Annotated in this window: 20 protein-coding genes; 7 read left to right on the top strand and 13 right to left on the bottom strand. The window is 61.8% G+C overall.

The window, feature by feature from the left end:
* Positions 1–14: 14 nt before the first annotated feature.
* The 6 genes from C0V72_RS13275 to dndB all read right to left on the bottom strand — a co-directional run bounded on the left by C0V72_RS13275 (position 15) and on the right by dndB (position 7,653).
* Entirely contained in the window at positions 15–1,121 is a 1,107-nt protein-coding gene (locus C0V72_RS13275; RefSeq protein WP_199797799.1) for a GTP pyrophosphokinase, read from the bottom strand.
* Positions 1,122–1,555: 434 nt separating this feature from the next.
* Positions 1,556–2,734: a cysteine desulfurase family protein gene (locus C0V72_RS13270; protein WP_101794622.1), complete on the bottom strand. Its 1,179-nt coding sequence runs from the start codon at positions 2,732–2,734 to the stop codon at positions 1,556–1,558.
* Positions 2,731–3,102, bottom strand: a complete 372-nt coding sequence (gene dndE, locus C0V72_RS13265) for a DNA sulfur modification protein DndE (protein ID WP_101794621.1) — start codon at positions 3,100–3,102, stop codon at positions 2,731–2,733. Before dndE ends, C0V72_RS13270 begins: the two co-directional genes overlap by 4 nt.
* On the bottom strand, positions 3,083–5,131 hold the full coding sequence (gene dndD, locus C0V72_RS13260) for a DNA sulfur modification protein DndD (protein ID WP_199797798.1): 2,049 nt from the start codon (positions 5,129–5,131) through the stop codon (positions 3,083–3,085). Before dndD ends, dndE begins: the two co-directional genes overlap by 20 nt.
* On the bottom strand, positions 5,100–6,569 hold the full coding sequence (gene dndC, locus C0V72_RS13255; RefSeq protein WP_101794620.1) for a DNA phosphorothioation system sulfurtransferase DndC: 1,470 nt from the start codon (positions 6,567–6,569) through the stop codon (positions 5,100–5,102). Before dndC ends, dndD begins: the two co-directional genes overlap by 32 nt.
* Before the next feature lie 25 nt (positions 6,570–6,594).
* Entirely contained in the window at positions 6,595–7,653 is a 1,059-nt protein-coding gene (gene dndB, locus C0V72_RS13250; RefSeq protein ID WP_172439028.1) for a DNA sulfur modification protein DndB, read from the bottom strand.
* A gap of 185 nt (positions 7,654–7,838) precedes the next feature.
* On the opposite strand from dndB, the gene C0V72_RS13245 reads away from it, so the two are divergent.
* The 5 genes from C0V72_RS13245 to C0V72_RS16650 all read left to right on the top strand — a co-directional run bounded on the left by C0V72_RS13245 (position 7,839) and on the right by C0V72_RS16650 (position 10,301).
* The gene (locus C0V72_RS13245) at positions 7,839–8,108 is read left to right on the top strand and encodes a helix-turn-helix domain-containing protein (RefSeq protein WP_233999948.1); all 270 of its coding nucleotides are present in this window, start codon (positions 7,839–7,841) and stop codon (positions 8,106–8,108) included.
* A gap of 614 nt (positions 8,109–8,722) precedes the next feature.
* Positions 8,723–9,364: a S24 family peptidase gene (locus C0V72_RS13235; RefSeq protein WP_066775813.1), complete on the top strand. Its 642-nt coding sequence runs from the start codon at positions 8,723–8,725 to the stop codon at positions 9,362–9,364.
* 12 nt (positions 9,365–9,376) lie between these two features.
* Positions 9,377–9,802 (top strand): thermonuclease family protein, encoded by a 426-nt coding sequence (locus C0V72_RS13230; protein WP_101794616.1) that lies wholly within the window; start codon positions 9,377–9,379, stop codon positions 9,800–9,802.
* A complete protein-coding gene (locus tag C0V72_RS13225) occupies positions 9,799–10,104 on the top strand; it encodes a DUF5818 domain-containing protein (protein ID WP_101794615.1) in 306 nt (101 codons plus the stop codon). Before C0V72_RS13230 ends, C0V72_RS13225 begins: the two co-directional genes overlap by 4 nt.
* Positions 10,104–10,301, top strand: a complete 198-nt coding sequence (locus C0V72_RS16650) for a DUF6961 family protein (protein WP_101794614.1) — start codon at positions 10,104–10,106, stop codon at positions 10,299–10,301. Before C0V72_RS13225 ends, C0V72_RS16650 begins: the two co-directional genes overlap by 1 nt.
* Positions 10,302–10,324: 23 nt before the next feature.
* On the opposite strand, the gene C0V72_RS13215 is transcribed toward C0V72_RS16650, so the two are convergent.
* The 4 genes from C0V72_RS13215 to C0V72_RS13200 form a co-directional block, all read right to left on the bottom strand.
* Positions 10,325–10,564, bottom strand: coding sequence for a hypothetical protein (locus tag C0V72_RS13215; RefSeq protein WP_101794613.1), 240 nt, complete (start codon positions 10,562–10,564; stop codon positions 10,325–10,327).
* Between the two features lie 70 nt (positions 10,565–10,634).
* The gene (mobF, locus tag C0V72_RS13210) at positions 10,635–13,562 is read right to left on the bottom strand and encodes a MobF family relaxase (protein WP_101794612.1); all 2,928 of its coding nucleotides are present in this window, start codon (positions 13,560–13,562) and stop codon (positions 10,635–10,637) included.
* 37 nt (positions 13,563–13,599) lie between these two features.
* Positions 13,600–15,996 (bottom strand): type IV secretion system DNA-binding domain-containing protein, encoded by a 2,397-nt coding sequence (locus tag C0V72_RS13205; protein ID WP_101794611.1) that lies wholly within the window; start codon positions 15,994–15,996, stop codon positions 13,600–13,602.
* Positions 15,986–16,318, bottom strand: a complete 333-nt coding sequence (locus C0V72_RS13200) for a hypothetical protein (protein ID WP_066554166.1) — start codon at positions 16,316–16,318, stop codon at positions 15,986–15,988. The genes C0V72_RS13205 and C0V72_RS13200 overlap by 11 nt, the downstream gene beginning before the upstream one ends.
* Positions 16,319–16,634: 316 nt before the next feature.
* Here C0V72_RS13200 and C0V72_RS16820 point away from each other — a divergent pair, with 316 nt between their 5' ends.
* The gene (locus tag C0V72_RS16820; RefSeq protein ID WP_233999947.1) at positions 16,635–16,952 is read left to right on the top strand and encodes a hypothetical protein; all 318 of its coding nucleotides are present in this window, start codon (positions 16,635–16,637) and stop codon (positions 16,950–16,952) included.
* A 101-nt stretch (positions 16,953–17,053) separates the two neighbouring features.
* Here the strand turns inward: C0V72_RS16820 and C0V72_RS13190 are convergent, their stop codons facing one another.
* Positions 17,054–17,290, bottom strand: a complete 237-nt coding sequence (locus C0V72_RS13190) for a hypothetical protein (protein WP_101794610.1) — start codon at positions 17,288–17,290, stop codon at positions 17,054–17,056.
* Positions 17,291–17,614: 324 nt separating this feature from the next.
* Between C0V72_RS13190 and C0V72_RS13185 the strand changes: the two genes are divergently transcribed.
* Positions 17,615–17,845 carry a DUF6437 family protein gene (locus tag C0V72_RS13185; RefSeq protein ID WP_101794609.1) on the top strand — a complete coding sequence of 77 codons (231 nt, stop codon included), beginning with the start codon at positions 17,615–17,617 and terminating at the stop codon, positions 17,843–17,845.
* A 115-nt stretch (positions 17,846–17,960) separates the two neighbouring features.
* On the opposite strand, the gene C0V72_RS13180 is transcribed toward C0V72_RS13185, so the two are convergent.
* Together C0V72_RS13180 and C0V72_RS13175 are read right to left on the bottom strand one after the other, a co-directional pair.
* Positions 17,961–18,350 carry a single-stranded DNA-binding protein gene (locus C0V72_RS13180; protein ID WP_006966186.1) on the bottom strand — a complete coding sequence of 130 codons (390 nt, stop codon included), beginning with the start codon at positions 18,348–18,350 and terminating at the stop codon, positions 17,961–17,963.
* Positions 18,351–18,652: 302 nt separating this feature from the next.
* On the bottom strand, positions 18,653–19,081 hold the full coding sequence (locus C0V72_RS13175; protein WP_101794608.1) for a DUF6915 family protein: 429 nt from the start codon (positions 19,079–19,081) through the stop codon (positions 18,653–18,655).
* Positions 19,082–19,219: the final 138 nt, after the last annotated feature.

Here is a 19,219-nt window from a genome sequence, read left to right as displayed (position 1 = left end):
ATTGACACCTACGCTTAGCCGCCATTGGAGGAACCCTCGGCGGTGTTTTGGGCGTCTCCTTCAATCGCCAAGAATTCCCGGAAGCGCTTAGCCAATCCTGCCGCGCGGGTCGGCCTGGTGGACCTTCGATCCTCTATGGCCATGGATACGGCAGCGCTGTTTCTATCTAATAGCGCGACGGTAAGGACGTCAGCTGACCGGCCGTTGAGCTGCAGCTCCGAGGAGCCGAAGTTCTGCAGGTATGCATTGAATTCCTGCAGCCGAGCGCGGACAGCGGCGACGTCTGTGCGGACGGCACCGGCGGCGGCGAAGACCCGCCCGGGATTGGTCAAATTCAAGAGCTGGGAGATCTCGAATGCGATGCCTGCATTCACGGACAGCTCGAGCTCCGGGAACGAGGCACGCAGGCGCGCGACAAAGTCGTGAACATCAACAAAGTCACCAGTCTGCTGCTCTAGGCGCAGCTCGGTCGCTTCGAGTAGGCGGGTGATGATAGCATCCCCTGAGCACGTGAGGTGTCCCAGCGAAGCGAGCAGCCCCTTCTCCACCTTCTCGGGCCCGTTCCCTTCCGGTTTGTAAGCGATGTCGTGTTCGATCTCGTTCCACACGTGCGCCATCATGGAGCAGACTTGGATCTCGCAGCTGGTTCCCCTGAGGTTCTCGTAGTCACCAACGAGTTCTTCGTCGGGGAGGCATACCTGGAAGTGAATCGCACGGTAGAACTTGGCCATCTTGAAATCGATCGCGTCTTTCGGATCAGGCACCACTTCGCCGCCGCATGGATCACGGAATACGCGACAGATCTCCTCGCGTACCATTTCCTGATCTTCCGGACGGTAAGTGGCGATCCGGACGCCTGCGAAGTCGCTAATCCCATCGAATACTTCGGAAACACTTGCGAACGACTTCTTCCCGCTCTTCGCAAACCGGTTAAGCTTTCCCTCGAAGCTCCGGATGGTCTTTGTCCGCGACGTTACCTGCGCGCGGATAGCGTTCTTCTCGACGATCTCGGTGCTAGCAAGGTCTGCCACCCGCGCAGCGAGCTTCAGGTAGCGGTCTCTCTCCCGACCGTAGCGGTCAACTGCCTCGACTATGACTTCACTTGGAATTGGCAAACTCATTCCCCTTGGCTCCAATGAATGCAGCCCAAGCGCCTCTTGTGCAAGCATATTGGCACAAGAAGTATTGAGATTCCGCCGTAAAAATTGCTGCCGCCTCGACCGAAGATAATCCACTGATAAGGATTGAGCATGCCGATGAGCTTGATGACCCTTTGCCACTCCAAGTCTGCTTTCGACGGCGAATCTGCTATCCTCACGCCGACCGCTCTGCGCAACGCTAAGCTTACCGTCGAATTTACGAACTACCGACATAACGGATGGAACGTTCGAACGACATCGTAGTCAGAGCTGAACAATCCGTTCTATTCATGTTCGCCTATCGCTTTCCAGATTCGGCGAGTCCCATTGCAGAAAGGTCTAGTCGCTCAAACCCGCGCCTTCACGGCAGCCGAGTTAGGCGTTATCACGTTGCCCGCCAGAACGGGTCGAATTGCTCACGCAGCGAAACGAAGCAAGTCGGCGACCTCGGCGATAAGGGCATCCGTAAAGGCCGTCAGTTGAGCCTCAGACGTCGTTCGTCCTGGTGAGACACGAAACGCCTGGCGTGCGCGAGGCGCATCACCGAACATGGCCAATAGCACGTGGCTGGTCTCAACCTTGTCGGTTGCGCACGCGCTGGACGCCGAGAAGCTTGCGATACCGTTCAGCTTGCGCATAAGTGCGAGCGGCTCAACGCCGGGGATCGATAGCGAGACATTGCCCGGAATGCGCTCGGTCGGATGTCCATTGAACTCGACGCCTGGGATCGCCGCAGCGACCCGATCAGAAAAGATGGCACAAAGTTTGCGTAAGCGCGCGGCTTCGGTAGCACCCCCCTTAGCCACCAATTCAAGCGCAGCGCCCATGCCTACAATCAGGGGGACATTGAGCGTTCCTGAGCGCAGCCCTTTCTCCTGCCCGCCACCAAACACAGTCTGGGCCAGCCGCGCGCGGGGTGACCGTGACCGCACATAGAGCGCGCCAATGCCCTTGGGCCCGTAGGCCTTGTGCGCCGAAATACTCGCGAGGTGAATGTTCTCAGCTGCGACATCGACCCGTCGATGCGCCATCACCTGGGCGAGGTCAGTATGGAACAACACGTCGTGGGCGGCACAAACGGCGCCGATCTCCCCGATCGGCTGGATCGAACCCACTTCATTGTTCGCGCCCATCACCGATACCAACCCTGTGTTCTCACGAAGCGCGGCGGCGACTGTGTCGGCGCTCACACGGCCAAATTCGTCGACATCGAGGATCGTTAGATCGAACCCTTCGCGGGAGAGCTGGCGAAAGGGTTCGAGCACGGCCGGATGCTCGACAGAAGTTGTGATGAGATGGCGCCGTTCAGGCCGTGCCCGCGCGGCACCCAAGATGGCGATATTATTGGCTTCGGTGCAGCTGCCGGTGAAGATGATTTCATTGTCACGCGCGCCAAGTGCGTTTGCGACTTGGAGACGGGCTTTTGCTACGGCTGTCTGTGCTCGGTTGCCGTGGAGATGCTCGACACTAGACGGATTGCCGAACACCTGCGTGAAATAAGGCAACATGGCCTCTAGGACCTTTGGATCGACAGGCGTCGTCGCATTATGATCCAAATAAATCGGATCAGCGTCCCCGCCGCCAGAGCCGCTCATGCCGCTAGCGCCAGCCGCCCAACATCAGCGGGCGACTTCGCGCGCACCGAAAGGGTAGCGACACCACGATGGATATGCGCCTGGAGCAATGCAAGCAGGGTGTCATTGTCGAGTGGCCCCGCACCCGACTCATCCTCCTCGACAAAGCGCAGCAATGAGGCAATCAAAGCATTGTACTCGCCGGTTAACGTATAGGCATTGAATTCCTGGCCCCGGTCGTCGGGTGCCAACGACGAGGCTGGTCCTTCCTCGAGCGAGAGCATTATCGCGATCCGGCACAACAGATTAGGCGTCAGTCCTGTTCGCTGACGAATCGAGCGCAACCGGCTCGTCGCGTCGGAAGAGATCTTAAGCTTGTTGAAGCGCACTGTCCGCCTCCCCGCTGTGCTCGTCATCAAAATAGCCTGGCGTCGCGGTCGTGGCACCGCGATCCGGATCATAGTCGAGCCGATAAGTGTGGCTGATGCTCGGTGCCAGACGTTTGAGCAGTGCGTCATCGACCTCAGTATCGGTCGACAGCACGATAACTTGGTGGCTGGCCTCCGGGAAATAGCGCTCGACCAGCGTTTTGCGATGCTCGCTGTCGAGGCGGGCTAGCGGCGTGTCGATAATCATCGGCAGTGGACGCCCGCTGGTACGCGCCAGCGCCCACAGCATCGCGATCGCATAGACTTGCTTTTCGCCAGCCGAAAGCGCCGATTTGCGGATCTCTCGTCCCGAACGGTCGATCAGCGTCGCATCGAAGGTGGTCCGATCGATCCGAACATCAGCGACAAAATTCCCTTTGCGCGCAAGATGGTTGAACCGGCTGACAAACTCGGTCTGGAGCTGGGCCAGCTTACGGTCGAGCAGCTGCTCTTCATATTGCTGCAGAGCGCGGCCCACCCGGTTGGCCAGCTCGGCGCGTTCCTCGCCCGCCGCCGCGTCATTCTGCGCGTCGAGCATGTGGCGGCGCTCGCGGTCGAGCGTGGCGCGCTGATATTCGAGCATGCGCACCTCTTCCTCGCGCGCCTTCAGCTCGGCTTCGACCGCGCCCATTTCCTTTTCGGCAAGCAGCAGTTCGTCGAGGACGACGCCGGCCGCCTGACCCGAGGCGCGCACCAGATCGGATTCAATCTCGCGCAGTCGCCGCGCCAGCGAATCTAGCTCGGCCACCAGCAGCGACGCGCGCGCCGCCACCGTCTCGCGCACGTCGGAAAGCTTGCCCAGCAGCTTGCGCCGTTCGCCGGTGTCGAGTTCGCTGACCGAAGTTTCAGCCAGGTCGACTGGCGCGGCGGCGTCGGCCGCGAGAAACGCCTCGAGATCGTGCCAATGGGCACCATTCCATTTCGCCGATCGCTTGGGCTCTCCCGTGGCGCGCCACGAGAGCAGCCGCTCGCGGAGCGCCGCCGCTTCAGCACCGATGCTAGGCTCGCCGGCACGCGACAGCGCATTGGCGAAGCGCTTGGTCAGCTTGGGTGCCGCTGCGAAGGGCAGAAGCCCACTAGCCAGTTCACGCATTTCGGTCTCGCGTCGAATGATTTGCTCGCGCACTTCCTTCCGTGCAGCCTCGATCGAGGCGCGGCGGCTGGCAGCATCGCCGCCTTCGGCGACGAAGCGCTGGCGAACATTGCTCGCGACCCGCGCGTGCGACATCTGCCGCGAGCGAAGCTCGGCGACGTGCTCGGCCTTTTCAGCGATCTGCCGGTCGAGCGCGGCGATTTCGCGCACCGTCTGTTCGAGCTTGGCGGCTGCGTCGCCACCTTCGCGCCGGTTGCGACGCGCGAGATAGAGGCCGAGATCAGTGCGCAGGCGGCCGACCAGCTCGATACCGAGCAGCCCCCGCACGGCTTCCGCGAGCCCTTCATCGGGATCGTCGCGGGCAATTTCGGCGATCTTCTCGCCGTCGAAGAAGAACAGTTGCGACACTCCGGGCGGCACCAGCTCCTGCAGGAAGCTATGCCATTCGTCGCGCGGCACGGCGTCAACTGGTGCGCCATCCTTCTCTAGGCTTAGCGTTTCGACAACCTTGCTGTCCTTGACGGTCCAACGCCGATTGACGCGGTAGCGCTGCACCACGCCGCCCTCGGCATAGTCGAACTCGAGGCCGACCGAGGCTACGTTCGCGGTTTTTCCGTCGAGCCCGGCATGCACCCGGCCGCGCAGATGATCCTCATATTCGGATTGCGCGACCCTAAAGCCGAGCGCCCGCCGGCCATAGAGCGCCAACCGGACGGCTTCGAGCAATGTCGTCTTGCCGGCGCCGTTGCGGCCCCCGAACAGAATGACCGGACGCCCGCGCTGCGGAACCAGGTCGAGCCGCTGGCGCCCCGCATAGAGGCCGAAATTTTCCAATTCGATCGAGCGGAGAATCATCGCGCCGGCCTCATTCGCCGTCGAACGGAAGTTCGAGGTCATTGTCCGAGATAAGCACTTCACCGTCCGGGCCGACGCCGATTTCGCGGCGGCGGGCTTCGACCAGTACGTCCAGATCACGCCATTCGAGTTTAAATGCTTCCTCGATTCGCGTATGGACCGCGTGGCGGCGCTTAAGGCCGTGTGAAGCCCGCTCAATATCGAGCAATTTTATCACCAGTTCGGTAGGCACATCATTTTCGGCGCAGACTGCATCAAGTAGCTCACCGTCGTCTGCAGTAAAGGCGATCGCATCCTCAGCGACCCAATCGAGCTCACGGCCTAGAATCTCGCGCACCAGCCTCGGTACCGTGTCGGGCCAGTCGCCGCGCTCGGTCCGCCATAGCCGGCGGATTTCGTGAAGCTCAGCTTCCTGGATCAGCACCGGGGCCTCGCCGATGGGCGCGTCGCGCCGCACTTCATTCTGGATGTGCAGCAGCTTGGAAAGCAGCTTTCGGCAAAAGTCCATCGTATAGGGTCCGGGCATCACCCGATCGGTCTTGCCTATGAAGGAGACCTGGCCGGTGCGCCTGCGGAAATCGCGGAATTCTTGCTTGCGCTCGGGGATCTGTGTTTCGGAAAGCATATCGCGATATTCGAGCAGCGGCGTCAGCCATTCCTCGCCGGAGTCGATCATCGCCTCCATTGCCTTATCGCGCTCAACGACAGTGCAGACCCAGCAGCCGAAGCGCGAATTGCCGCAGGACGGCGTCGTCGTATCGACAACGAGCGGGCATTCGCCTGACGCGGCATTGCGATACATCGCGACGAGATCTCGATTGTCGTTGCCCCAAGGCGACTGATTCTGAAGCAGATAGGTCCAAACTTCGTCTGTTGAGAAATCGGAGATCGGCGCATAAACGAAGGCGTTGAGCAGCGAGCTGTGCCTCGACAGGCGTGAGCCTTCGATCTTGTGCAACGACATGACCTGGGCGCGAGTCGCCGATTCCTGCGAGCGGACCCCGAGCACCATCACCACCTCGCCGAACTCGGCGACGCGGCTCTTAATGAAGTCGTTGGCCGGCTCAATCTTGAGCCGTTCGGTGCACCAGCGGAACCGCCGCGACGGCGCCGGATATCCGCGGCCGATCAAATTTACCCAGAAGCTGCGCCCGACCTCGGGCACGACCTTATGCGTGACGATCGGCATGTTCCGCTCGATCGCAGCCTTGGCGATGCGTTCGAGCGATACGTCGATATAGCGCGACACGACCGGGGTCTCGACCAGCGTGTCGGAACTGATCACATAAATTTGCTTGCTGCGTTTTTCGGGCGGAAGTGCTTCGAGTGCGGTCCAGATGATCTGGAGTGCGGTGGTAGAATCCTTGCCACCGGAATAGCCCACCACCCAAGGACGCGAATCGGAGAGGTAAATCTCGCGCACGTCGTCATAGATGCGCGCCAATCGCGTATTCTTGCCGTCCAACCCGTTGTCACTCATACTCGCGCCCGTCCTTTCCTATGTGCTAACCGATTTGCCGCGCCACGTCAGTTCCTTCCTGCACCAGCGCGCGCGAAATAAGGTCGGCGGTGAGAATGACGCTGGTCCGCGACCGGTTTATCTTGCCGCCGACCAGCGCGCGGCCTTCCCAAAGCGCCCGGTTTGCGCGGGACCAGTCGACCTCGCGAAGACCCACGAGGATCTCTGGCCAATTCGAAGGATTGTTGTTCATCGCGCGGGCGCCGGCGATTGCGATCGCCTCCAGCGCGACGCCGTGGGCATGGATCATATCGCGGCGCAGATCCGACGGCGACGCTTCGCGCCGCGCGACTGCCAACCAGTCGGGCATATTGGCAATGACCGCGTTCCAGAAGGCGATGACGTCGCCCGCCCGGTCCGGCGTGGCATCGAGACCCGCTTCGCTGACGAGCGTGGCTATCGCGGTATGGAGGTTGCTGAACGCGAATAGCTTGCGCGATCCGGCCGGCAGGTTTGAGCGGGTGAAGTCGGTCAGGTCTCGCAGCAGCGGGATCGCATCGGCGACTGCGCGGGTCAGGCGTGCGCCCTGGTCGCGGCTGTCGTAGAAGAGCCGAAGCGAGCGCGCGGGCTTAACGCTGTGTTGGTTGAGGTCGACGAACAGCTGCTGTGACCGCTCTAGCCCTTCATCGGGGAAGATAGTCACCGCGATCGTCTCATCGCCGAGATGCGGCCGCTCGCGCAGCGCTTCAACGATGCCTGCCCGGCGATGCTGGCCGTCGTTGATAAGAATAGTTGCCGTCATTTCGATCACCAGCGTTCCGACCGAACGAGATGCGGGGTCTGAGCCTGACGGCTCGAAGCGGAAGGCCCCGTCGACCGAAGCAGCCAGTGCTGACAAGACGTATTCGCGAGGATGATTGGCAATATATTGGGCGATCGCTGGCACGCGCCCACTGTTGAGTTCGCGCTGCGCGCGAAGCTCGGGCGGCAGATCTACCTCGTCGAAGCAGAACAAGCGGCCGACCGACCGAAGTGGCACCATGACGACATAGTACGCACGACCTGCCTGAACCCCGCGGATGGCCGCGAACCGGTAAGAATTCATTGCCCGCTTCCTTAGATCCATGCCTCCGCGCCGCTCGCCAATCACCGTTTCCGCAGCCCGGAATTTACACTCTCACATCCTTTCACAAATGATTGTCATAGTCAATATATACCGGGGATATTTATACCGTGGACGGGGATTGTGAATTTCGCGATTGTCGCCGGATGGTGGCCCCCTCGATTCAATTGAGTTTTGGAAAGCGCGTGCGCGCGCTACGCGAAGCTAAGGGGTATTCTCAGGAGACCTTCGCGGGCATCGCTAACATCGACCGCGGCGCATTCGGGAAGATTGAGCGGGGCGAGATCAATGTTGGGCTGATCTCAATCGCCCGGATCGCGGTTGCGCTCGAAATGCCTCTGCCCGAACTAATGGAGGCGATAGAGATCAATCCCGATGAAGTTAGAGCCATTCCTAGATCAGCTCGAGGGCCAAAGTCGATCGGTACACGCATCTGACAACTTTCCGCTCACCAATGTGATTGACTAAACCCGCATCTCGCTAATCAGGGAAGCGCGAACTAAGTCATCATTCATCAGTCATCAGCCATTGAGGTAAAATGCCGCGCAATTGATGACCTCACACTCGCTTCGCCAATTACTCCCCTGCGTAACTGCAACCAGGCGTAAGCGCTGCCCAGCATGCCGTAGTCCAGTTTAATCATTTCTCTGGTTCGGGCTTAGGTCCGAATGTGCTTCCAAATCAAAATCAAAGGCCTCGTTCCAAGCTGCGTCGGTTGATGCAGCCTGTTCAGTAGTGCGGGATTGGCCAGCGCCAGGAGATGAAACCTGGACGACAGCCAAGTTCAGATAGTTACGTAAGCGCTCTTCCGTGCGTCGTCGCAGTCGTCGGCCGGACTTGAGATCCGCCAAGAGCCTTGGATCGCCGACAGCCATGCGACCGAACTTGCTTGGCGGAGTATTAGTTCGCGCCAGATAGGCTTCAATCTGATCCAGTAGCTCCATCGTCCATCGACTCGCTTTACCCTTGCGTTCTTGTTATGTTCTTACTAGGAAGGCTTCCTAGAGTCTAGGATCGATTTTCCTAGGCGCCCGCGATAGGACTGGCAGTCATGGACGACGCACGGAGAGCCCTGGACGAACTGATCCAGCAACGAGGAGTGAACTACTCCTCGGTTTCGCGCCTGCTGGGGCGCAATGCCGCTTACATCCAGCAGTACATCCGGCGTGGCAGCCCGCGGCAGCTGGACGAGCAGGATCGCTCGGTTCTGGCGCGATTTTTCGGGGTCGATGAGAAGGTTCTTGGAGCCCCTGCCCGCCGCTCAGGCCCGGTCGTCGAACTTGTCCATGTGCCTTTGCTCAATGTCGAGGCATCGGCCGGCCATGGCGCTCTGGCCGAAATGGAAGCCAAATCCGCGCAATTCGGCTTCGACGAAAAGTGGCTGCGCCGCCTGACCGCGAGCAAGGCATCGAGCCTGTCGATCATCGCCGTGCATGGCGACTCCATGGAGCCTACCCTTCATGATGGCGACGAAGTCATGGTCGATCTCGGGGACGGCCAGGCGCGGCTGAGAGACGGGATCTATGTCCTGCGGATGGATGACATGCTGAGCGTAAAGCGGATTGCCCTCGAACCACAGGGCAAGCGCGCGTCGGTCCTGAGCGACAACCCTGCCTATCCAAGCTGGCGCGGCCTCGAGAAACGCACGCTCAACATCGTCGGACGGGTTCTCTGGTTCGGACGGGCGCTCTAAGGTGGCCTTCTGATGCTTGCCCTGCTTGCCGCTTCGATCGTCGCCTCCGGGCAGACGTTTGTCTGCACGCCCACTCATGTCTGGGATGGTGACGGTCCGGTCTGGTGTGCGGAAGGCCCTCACCTTCGGATCGCCGGCATCGCTGCGCGAGAAATGGACGGCACCTGCCGCACCAATCAACCCTGCCCCGATGCCACCGCAATTAAGGCACGCGATGCGCTGGTACGGCTGATGGGCGGCGCGCGCGGAACGATCTCAACCGGCCACGTGGTAATCAGAGGTCCGCGGCTGACATGCCGCTCCGAGGGGGCCGCGGGCGGAAACAGGACCGCGGCCTGGTGCCGTCTGCCGTCAGGTGCCGATTTGTCATGCGCCATGATCAAGACCGGCACTGTCCTGCGCTGGAATCGCTACTGGAAAGGCCCGGCTTGCCGGTGAGCGGCACCACGCATCTGACCGGCGTCGTCGAGCGGGCGGCAAACGGGCCGGTGCTGCGCACCGATGGTGGCGGGAGTTGGGAACTCGACAACACCCGCCAAGTACGCAGATTCATAGGCTCTCGTGTCGAAGTGGTCGGAGAGCGTTCGGGGTTCAACGGGTTCGCCTGCAACCAGATATGGCCAGCCGGACAGCCTCGTCCGACTGCATTCAAACTCCGCCTCGAATTCCTTCTTGCCGCAGCCTTTGCCGCCTACGGTCTCTACGCGACGGTTGGCGGTGTCGTCAGCGCGCTCGGCTGATGCTCAGCGACTGGGAGCTCTGGGCCTGCGCCAACCATGTCCTGCAATCCCATGGGGACAAGGCGCCCATGCACGTCGCCGAACAGATCGGGGCGCTCGCACTTGCTGGCGATGAGGCAGGCATTCGGACATGGCAGGCTATCGCCGAGCGAATTGTTCAGCTGAGCTCCAACGCCCCGGACCGGCCACTCCAGTAACCCTCCTCGACAAGACTACCAGTTCATCCGATCGGCGACAGATCGCCCGGAAACAGGCAAGGCTGCGCGCCTGGACCGCCATGACTGTCGCCTTCGATGGTGAAACCGCGCATGCGCTCGACAAGATGACGAGCCAGATCGACCCTGGCGCTGCGCTGGGCGCGTGGATCATCGGCATTGAGGCGGACGAGCGTGTGCTCCGGCGCAACGGCCAGCGCGACTTCGAGATGCGTGAGGAGGATATCATCGGAGATTCGGGGCATGGGCTAATGAGAACAAATAAAGAACTTCGCGTCAACCGGCAGTGTGCGGACGGATGGGGAGAGCAGCACGCTATATGCCGATTTCGAATGGCTTGGTGATCGACCGGTCAAGCTCTGGCGGCTTGCGTTCCGGTGCAGGAGCCACACGATCTTTGGCCTGACCTTTGGCTGCCGCATCGCGGAGGAGATCGACCGTTTCCAGCGCCGAACGTTTCATGCCGGCATTGCGCTCGACCGCCGCTTCGAGCTTGCCAGCATTATCGACATAGAGCGTGAGACCATCGCGCAGCCGTGTGACTGTCACCAGGAATGTCTGCTGGTTGGCCAGATTGCGCTCGCGGCTGTCCATGACCGCAATGCCGCGATCGGAAGTCAGCCCCTGTGCCATATGGGCATTGAGCGCATAAGCGAGATCGAGACGGCGGAGCATCGGGTCGCCCTGCTCCAGCCGGTGCTGTGAGCCCAAGGATGTCTTCACCACGACAGCCTCTTTGTCGACAGCGACAATGCGGGCCTGGTCGGCATTGAGCAGGCCCCGCTGGTGATCGGTCTCGGTCCACCGGATCTTGTCGCCGGTATAGATGTCGAGAGCGCGCACTTCGAACAGGCGCAGCGGATCCTGCTCACCTTGCGGCCTGATCTGACCGGGACGAAACTCGAACTGGCGGCCACGCTCGTTTTCCAGCGTGACTCGCTCGCGCGCCACATCGGTTCCGACCACCCGGTATTCGCCTGCTGCAAGGCCCTGGTTGCGCTGACGCCGCGCGACATCGACCACCATGCCGGGGGCGTAGGTGCTCGCATATCGCAGCTCCTCACGGGTTACATTGACGCGGGACAGGGTCTGGAGCCGCATGGTGTCAGGACCAAGCTCCCCGCTGGATTTGAGGCCCGTCTGCACAGCCTCGTTCACGGCACTGCGCAGGTTTCGGCCTGAGGCATAGATCGCGGTTGCTTCGCGCTCGGCAGTCGACAGGGACAGCCAGGCTGCGGCGGCTTCGACAGCCGCATCGTTCCCCGCCTCGATCACTTGGGGTGCCAAATGGCGCATGGCGTCTTCGATGCGCCCTTCTTGCGCTGCCCGTTGGGCTTCACGCAGGCCTTCGCTGCGCGCGCGAAGATTGGTGCCCATCACCGCAGTCTCGATGCCGGCCTGCTGCATCACATCGAATGGCTTTCCAGCATCGACGGCACCCAACTGCTTGCGGTCGCCAATGCTGGCAAAGCGGCCGAGTTCCAGCAGGTTTGCCAGCCGAACAAGCTTCTCCTTGTCGGCATTGCCGACCATTGATGCCTCATCGAGCAGCACGACGGTGCCGCGCATGTCGGCCCGCGCCTCGGCGAGACGGTCCGCATCGGCCCCTTCAAGGAGATCCCGGTGCCGGGCGAGGAACCGCGACACTGTCATCGAGGCAATACCCGTGTCGCGCTCGAGCATCTGGACCAGCGTGTTCTGCACCGCGAGCCCGAGCACACCCCTGCCCTCCTCGCGCAGGATATCGGCGACAGGTTTGAGGACCGTGCTCTTGCCTGCGCCCGCGACGCCCTGGATCGCGACGATGCGGTTGTTCGAGCCAAGCAGCAGACGCCCGGCCCCTTCCTGTCCCGCGTTCAAGGTCAGGCCGTATTTGATCTGGGACAGGGCTTGCAGACGGGCCCCGGCAAGGTCGGGAGAGACTATCGCCGGGGCTACGCCGCGCCCGTCTTCAACCCCGGCAATAATTCGCTGTTCGAGGCTGATCGCGTCGCGTGTCGTCAGCAGTTCCCGGTCCGCACCCTTGCCCTTCTCCAGATGTCCCTGGCGGAGCAGCTGCTCGACGCGGTGTTCGATGTCTGCAAGCGAAGTCGGGAGCGCAAAGCCAAGCGCTGCGCGGTATATCTCGGCCCGGGTGAAGGCCGCCTCCCGCTCACCGAGATGCCGGACAGCCGAGGCGACTGCATGAATTGCGGCGACCTGCTCGACACTACGATTGGTCAGCCGGGCAGGTATCAGCGGGTCACCTTCCCGCAGGCCGAGCCGTTCGGCAAAGGAGGTTGCGAGGGCCTGAACATTGCGGACGAGCGCGCGCATGGTTGGCCCCAAACCGGTCACATTGCCAAGATCCTGCGCGCTGCGAGCATTGGCTCTGGCTATCACCGTGGCGGGATCAAAGCCCAGCCTCGCGGACGCGTCCTGCCACTGCTGCGTCAGCGCATCGCGATCTTCGATCCGCCCCTTGTCAGCCCGGGTCATCAAGGTTGCAGCATCAAGAACGCCTGGCCCTGAAAAGTTCATCTGGGCGGCCGCTTCCAGGATTTCCGCTCGCCGGGAACTGAAGGCATCGCGGACCGCCTTGGGCACACTTACGGCCTCGAAATTGCCGTGCTTGCCGAACTCCCCAACCTCGTAGCCGAGCTTCTCGACGCTCAGACGAAACCGCGCCATCGTCATGGCATTGAGCAAGGTATTGTGCTGCCAGAGTTTGTCATTGCGCAGCGCCCGCCATTTGCCATCGGCCCCTCTCGTCACATTGGCAATGACGGCATGGAAGTGGGCGTTGGGCTCCTGGTTGCGGTTGGTGTCGTGCTGGAAGAGCGCGATCGCAAGATTGCCGGTCTGGACCGCACGCTCCCTGCCCCGAACCTCCATGCGGGTCTCGGCAAGGTTCTTTTCGGCCCAGCGCAGGGTTTCCCGGACGGCCGAGGCGTAGGCATCGAGGATCCGCTTGTCGCCGCCTACCAGAGCGAGGACCGACCAGCTTTTCGGCATCGAAAAGGTGAGATCGGTCCCCGCCCGGTGCGCCCGGTTGTCACTGCCGACGCGGCTACCATCGGGCAGCAGTCCTTTAAGGACCGCTTCGAACTGCCGCGCGTCGACGGCCCCCTTGAGCCCGAGCGCGGCAGCGCCCTTGCCCAGCCATTCACCCGAGCGATCGGCATCAGCCCGCGTGTAGTAATTGTCGGCAGCGAAGTAGTTGGCCGCGCCGCCTGCGGTGCGGACATTGGCTACCGACAGCATCGATCGGTCCCCCACGCCGAGGCACTCACCGACATGCTCACATCTCCATGTCGCCAAGTTCCGGACCAGTGATCGGCGGAGGCTCATGCTCCCGCAAACCATCCTCAACCATCAGCTTGCGCGCGGCAGCATCGCTGGAGCCTAGGCTACTGGGGGTGTCCGGCTTGCCCTCTTGCAGCCCTTTCGTGTCAGGCTTGCTGGCATGGGGTGAGCCCTTGGGCGAAGCTGACTGATCTGGCGCCGCTGCGGCTTCGCCCGACGGGAGAAGTGGGCGGGCGGAAGGTCCAGCCTTTTGCGGCGGGGCATCGGTTCTGCTATTCGACCGCTCCTTGTTTGCCTTGCCCGCCTTCTCATGCCCGGAACGAGTTGCCGGTTCCCGCTCCTTCGACGTCTTGCCGGGTGGGCGTTCCAATGCTCGTCCAAGATCATTGGCTGACGCGTCAGGCTCCTGTCTCGGCGCGGCTTTCAGTCCCTGATCTAGGGCCAGTTCCCCCTGCTTCGGGACGACCGGCTTGCCGGCGCCGTCGTCGTTGGACGAGGGATGCTCGCCGCCTGTCGGCGCTGTCGGCTGCTCTGCCTGCTCCGCCGCCGGATTGGACACAGTGACCCTTGCCTTCGGGCTTTCCTTGACCCTGGCAATGAATGTCTCCGCCCGCTTGGGTCGGTCGACGGGTTTCAGCTTGACCGGTGCGGCGGGAAAGCCGTCGGGGAACTTGATGTACCCCGACAGGCGCGGCAGGTTCATCAGCTGGTCGGGCAGCAGGAGCGGCTCGATGTGCTTGCGCGGGGTGAGGCTGACAGCATCACGGGCATTATTGTAGCCATAGGTGTAGCCCTCTTCCATGTCCCTGACCTGCCGATGGCCGATGAAGTCGGAGCACCAGGTGGCCGTCTCGCGGTCGGCGGTTCCAAGGATCAGTTTGGTTCGAGCGAGCGATGCCAGTGTCATCGCCATGTTCTCGCCGTAGACCTCCTTGAGCTTGGCATAGGCGTGAAGGCCAAGGACAATGGCGCCGCCGAAATTGCGCGCCGTCTGCAAGCCTTTTTCAAGGGCTGGCAGGCGGTGCAACGCCCCCAGCTCATCGACGAAGAACCAGCACTTGAGATCGCGGGTGCGGGGCATCGTCATCAGCGTGTTCATGGCCGTGTCAAGCCAGAGCGTGAGCAACTGCGCGCAGACGCTCATGTCGACATAGCGGGCCGAAATGAAAAGGATCGAGCCTTCGCTTCGTGCGCTATCGGCACCGTCCTCGATCCACTGGCGAACCGAGAAACGAGGACCGGCAGCCGGCAGCAGCTTGAGCGCCTTGGCGTTGACGTTGAAAACGGCCCGGATCGATTCCGCCATGCGGGCAGCTTCCGGCGCGGTCAGCGGATCGGCGATCGTACCTCGCATCATGGCATGAACGCGCGACAGGTCGGCAGTCATCAGCTCACGGGCCAGGGCGTCGTTGGTCGCCCTGCCCTCGGCCACGAGTTTGAGGCAGAATTCGACGAACAGGGCCCGTGCAGCGATCACCCAGAACTGGGCTTCACCGCCCCCATCGTGGGGCACGAGAGCGTCCGCTGCGGCCCAGAACTCGCCTTCGGAGCGGCATTCGTCAAACAGGCTCCACAGGGGGCAGCGCGCATCGAGCGGGTTCAGGATGATGTCGCAATGGGCCGCATGGAAATGCTCGATAAAGGCGCCGGTCAGATCGAAGACGACGCAGCGCTGGCCCTTCGCTCTGGCTTCCGCGATCATGTCGGAGATCGCCACGGTCTTGCCCATACCGGTGGTGCCAATGAGCATCGCATGGCTTTGTTCGAGCCGCCAGGGATAGGCCACTGTGGCGATATGCGATGGCCGATAGGGAAAGACCCGGGCGATCTCTCGCGGCAGGCTGAGCCGCCATTTCCAGCCCAGCGCGGAATCGAGCTCACGGGTGCGCTCACGCCGGTTATGCGCGGTCAGTTCGTCGACGAGCTCGGGGAGCGTGACGAGCATCGCGCCGCGCTCGTGTTTGCGTTCTTTGGAGCGGCCGCCGAACCGCTCGGCGAACCAGTAGAAGACGGCAAAAGCGGGCACCAACAAGAACCCGGAACGCCACAAGGCACTGGTCAGAAGCGCCATCAGCTTCTCCCACGCATGGACCACCGGGGGGTAGTGGTCGAGCTGGGCAATCGGAAACTGGATGGTCGCGCCGAAGGCGGTTTCCAGAGTGATCCGTTTGGCGGGATCGAACTCCATGAAGCCGTAGATGGCAGCGTAGATCCGCATCCAGACGAGATAGACTTCGTGATCGGTGAGGCCTGCCGAAATGGTCCACCATGAGGTCCATGAGATCACGAGCGCGGCGACAATCAATGGGCCCTTGAGACCCGCCGCGAACATGAAGCTGAAGTGTCCGAGCAGCTGGCTGCCACGCGTGAAGTTGACGAGATTACGCTTCATCGGAGCCTCCCTCGCCAGCTGCTGTGGAAAGACCGAGTTCCTTGCATTTGCGCACGTAAGCCTGGTGAGCCCGACCGCGCAGCGCGTGGTCGGGGTGCCCTGCCAACAGCGCATCAACCCCGACCATGAGGAACACCGAGCGGCGGGAAATGCGTTCAATCGAGGCGTCGAGCCGCGAGGCAAGCTCGTCCTCGGTGCAGGCATTGGCGAGCAAGGCGCGAACCCACTCGCTCATGCTGATCCCCTTGGCCTTGGCAGCCCTGCGGATCAGCGAGCTGAGCTCGCTGGAGATGTAAACCTGGAGACAGATTGGCCGTGTCATGCACGGACTCCTTTTGGTCAGGAGCCCGGTTCACACTGCGAAAGGCAGGATCGAAGCTAAGTCAGATTTAAGAACATGTCAAGAACATCAAGGACTGCGGAATTTCGCCATTTTCGACCTGACCTTGGTCAAATCCACGTAACCCCCCTCGCCCCCGTCACTTTTGACGGAGAAGCAGCCATTTCACAGAATTCTATCTATTTTCTTGGTATTACATACTTTTTCTACATCCCTCTCCTGCGACCCGTCGCGTAGGGTGTGCACCCCAGTCCCCAGCTGCGAGGACAGGAACCAGCCATTGAGCCTGTAACGGATGATGCAGTTTGCCATCCCCATTCTATGGGGCGCTGGGCAGGTTGCCGGCCATCGGGTCGCGATAGGCACAGACGGGATCGACGCCTATGATGCGGGCATTAATGCGGGCAGCAAGGAAGTCAGCATGAGCCAGGTCACATTGAGCGCAACACCGAAGGGCAATGGCTTCCAGGCGACGGTCACTTACCCGAACCGGGTCTCAATCAGTTCGTCCGAGGCTTTCCCGACGCAGGCAGATGCCATCGAGGCCGCCGCATTGAAGGTCCTGGATATGCCGGAGCGGCTCACCGATCTCGACCGTCCCGACACCCCCGACTGACGCTGGTGACCTGCCTTGCCGGACCGACTGAGAGATGCCGAAACGGTCAGCGAGCAAAAGAAAGGAGGAAGCCCTGACGGACTTCCTCCCAAACCGGCGGGTCAGAATTCATCGCTGAGACGGCCCGGCACGGTGTCGATGACACGGTCCAGCATGGCCTTGGGCAAGGCACCGTAATCGCCTTCATCGACCGCGATGTATCCCGCCTCGTCATCGGTCAGGACGTACTGCGTGAAGTAGCTGTGAAAGGACCGGGCATGGGCCTGATCCAGGGCTGCAATGAAGGCTGCCTGATCGCCTGCGGGACGGGCAGCGGCAATGTTCAGTGAAGCGTACATGATCTTTCCTCCTGATGTTCGATGCGTCGCATCAGGAGCTGCGAAGGATGTGGGTGACGGGCTGGGTCAGGGACCGCGTAAGCGGCCGCGAAGCGGCGATGGGGGCAACGATTTTTGCCGGGCTTGCCCGGTAAAAATGGTGGGGCCCCGTCGTCCTTGACGCAGCCCCAAAGCCCGCATCACACTTGGTCTTTCTGCGAGAGAGACCTCTTCCAACGTCTGCGTATAAGCTCGGCGCCTACCCCACAAACCATTTTCCTACATGGGCCCGCAGTGCCAATATCGGTAGCGGAGGGGACCAACGGCCAACAGCGAGGAACCCTTATGGCCAGGTCCAAACCCACCGCCCGCGATGCATTGCGGAAGCTGCGTGAACAGCGTGTCCTACTCGAGAACGAGGAGGCTCGTCTCCGCGAAGAGGCAGCGACCGAACTCGGCAGGGTGCTGATCGAGTACGGCGCCGAGACGATTGAACCAGCGCAACTGCGTCAGATGATCCGAGGAGCAATGGCACTCGGAATCGAGGAAACGCTGAAGCGGATAGCTCCCGCGTAAAACCCACCCCGCGGCGGCAAGGGGTTCGATGCCCCTGGCCGCCGCATCGCAGGCGTACAAAAGAAAAGGCCCCGATGGCGTCTGCCACCGGGGCCTTGTCGTGAGGTGAGGATATTCAGTCCTCGTCGATGTCGGGAGCGCCCTCGTTGCTGCCCGAACGGCCCTTGGTCAGGAAGTCGACCTTGTCGGCGATGATCTCGCAGCCGTAGCGCTTGGCGCCGCTCTGATCTTCCCACTGGGTGTAGTGGATGCGCCCTTCGACCGTCACGAGCTGGCCCTTGGTGCAGTACTTGGCGACGTTCTGGCCGAGGCCGTTGAAACAGGTGATCCGGTGGAATTCGCTGTCCTTGGCGGTGTAGCCGTTTTCGTCCTTGTAGGTCTTGCCATCCTTGCGGGCGGGACGGTCGGTCACGACCGAGATCGAGGTGATGCTGGTTCCACCCTGGGTGGTGCGGGTTTCGGGGTCGCGAGCGATGCGGCCGACGAGGATAACGAGATTGGTCATGGGCTTTCTCCTGATCGAGCATTCCGGGTCCATCCCGGCTGCAAACCCGAGCAGAAGCGCCCCGCGGCGAAGCGCACCGAAGGGGAACCCGGAACTGGTTCGGGTGGTGCGGGCAGCCGGGCAAAGCCCGGCAACTCGGCCGGACCTGATCCGGGTTGCGCGTCTCGACGGGGGGTGATTCAGGGACAGGTTTGCATCGAAGCCGGGTGGAGCTGGATGCCTTGAACAGGTTTGCCCTGCCTCGCTTCGATCCGGTCTTGGCTGGATCATCCCTGCCCGACCTTCCACCGGAGAACCCCATTCTAGATCACGGTACTAACCGCTCCTCCAACCGATGGCTCATTCCTGGACGAAACTGCTTCGCCGGGGAGAGGCATATCGATCGTCACCCCTTCAGCGCCGACCAGAGGGTTGCCTCGAAGCATCCAGGTCTGCGGCGTGATCAAGCGCGCCCAGTCCGCAAAGGAGGGGATCGAGCCCAGGTCTTCGCGTACGTGCTGTTCGCCGACCAGACGCACCGGAACGACCCGGCCATCGGCATTGACGAGGGTCTCGCCGAACAGGGTTTCGAGCATGAATATCCCCTCGGCATGGTGCCGCAGCGCGCGGTGCCGTGGGTCTGCCAGGATTGCCTTGGACTGGTCGAACCACTGGTGAAGCGGGAGATAGTCATCGACCGTGCCGCCCCATTTCCGGACCGACGAGAGAGCGTGGTAGTAGCAGTGGGCCATGCTTGATCTCCTAGAGCTGGGTCGAATGATCATCGGTGGCGATTGTCAACGGCGGAGTAAAAGTCGGCCATTGGGCGGCGCAAAATCAGGCCACTTGATCCGCGCCTTGGCGAGCGCTGGGAGGGCGTAGCCCGAGCG

The sequence above is a fragment of the Porphyrobacter sp. TH134 genome (genome assembly GCF_002855495.1).
GTDB lineage: Bacteria > Pseudomonadota > Alphaproteobacteria > Sphingomonadales > Sphingomonadaceae > Erythrobacter.
The sequence above is the reverse complement of the archived record's forward strand: the minus strand, read 5'-3'. Positions and strand labels throughout refer to the sequence as shown.